Source organism: Kitasatospora sp. NPDC001660 (assembly GCF_053596725.1).
In genome coordinates this window covers 3,226-4,622 of the sequence record NZ_JBSFGU010000113.1, presented here as the reverse complement: position 1 = coordinate 4,622, position 1,397 = coordinate 3,226, and the positions used below count along the sequence as shown (strand labels likewise).

Below are 1,397 nucleotides of genomic sequence, written 5' to 3'. Positions count from 1 at the left end.
CTGAGGACAAGCCCTCGGCCTATTAGTACCGGTCAACTCCACCCCTCACAGGGCTTCCATATCCGGCCTATCAACCCAGTCGTCTACTGGGAGCCTTACCCTCTCAAGGAGGTGGGAGTGCTCATCTCGAAGCAGGCTTCCCGCTTAGATGCTTTCAGCGGTTATCCCTCCCGAACGTAGCCAACCAGCCATGCCCTTGGCAGAACAACTGGCACACCAGAGGTTCGTCCGTCCCGGTCCTCTCGTACTAGGGACAGCCCTTCTCAACACTCCTACGCGCACAGCGGATAGGGACCGAACTGTCTCACGACGTTCTAAACCCAGCTCGCGTACCGCTTTAATGGGCGAACAGCCCAACCCTTGGGACCTACTCCAGCCCCAGGATGCGACGAGCCGACATCGAGGTGCCAAACCATCCCGTCGATATGGACTCTTGGGGAAGATCAGCCTGTTATCCCCGGGGTACCTTTTATCCGTTGAGCGACGGCGCTTCCACAAGCCACCGCCGGATCACTAGTCCCTACTTTCGTACCTGCTCGACCCGTCAGTCTCACAGTCAAGCTCCCTTGTGCACTTACACTCAACACCTGATTGCCAACCAGGCTGAGGGAACCTTTGGGCGCCTCCGTTACCCTTTAGGAGGCAACCGCCCCAGTTAAACTACCCACCAGACACTGTCCCTGATCCGGATCACGGACCCAGGTTAGACATCCAGCACGACCAGAGTGGTATTTCAACGGCGACTCCACCATGACTGGCGTCACGGCTTCACAGTCTCCCACCTATCCTACACAAGCCGAACCGAACACCAATATCAAGCTATAGTAAAGGTCCCGGGGTCTTTCCGTCCTGCTGCGCGAAACGAGCATCTTTACTCGTAATGCAATTTCACCGGGCCTATGGTTGAGACAGTCGAGAAGTCGTTACGCCATTCGTGCAGGTCGGAACTTACCCGACAAGGAATTTCGCTACCTTAGGATGGTTATAGTTACCACCGCCGTTTACTGGCGCTTAAGTTCTCAGCTTCGCCCCACCGAAATGGAGCTAACCGGTCCCCTTAACGTTCCAGCACCGGGCAGGCGTCAGTCCGTATACATCGCCTTACGGCTTCGCACGGACCTGTGTTTTTAGTAAACAGTCGCTTCTCGCTGGTCTCTGCGGCCACCCCCAGCTCAGAGTGCAAGACCCATCACCAGGAATGGCCCCCCTTCTCCCGAAGTTACGGGGGCATTTTGCCGAGTTCCTTAACCATAGTTCACCCGAACGCCTCGGTATTCTCTACCTGACCACCTGAGTCGGTTTGGGGTACGGGCCGCCATGAAACTCGCTAGAGGCTTTTCTCGACAGCATAGGATCATCCACTTCACCACAATCGGCTCGGCATCAGGTCTCAGCCG

At 56.4% G+C, this 1,397-nt stretch carries 1 rRNA gene (running past one end of the window); it reads right to left on the bottom strand.

The features are described 5' to 3' along the window. Nucleotides 1-2 precede the first annotated feature (2 nt). Nucleotides 3-1,397, bottom strand: a 23S ribosomal RNA gene (locus tag ACWCXH_RS39615) (it continues 1,372 nt past the right edge of the window).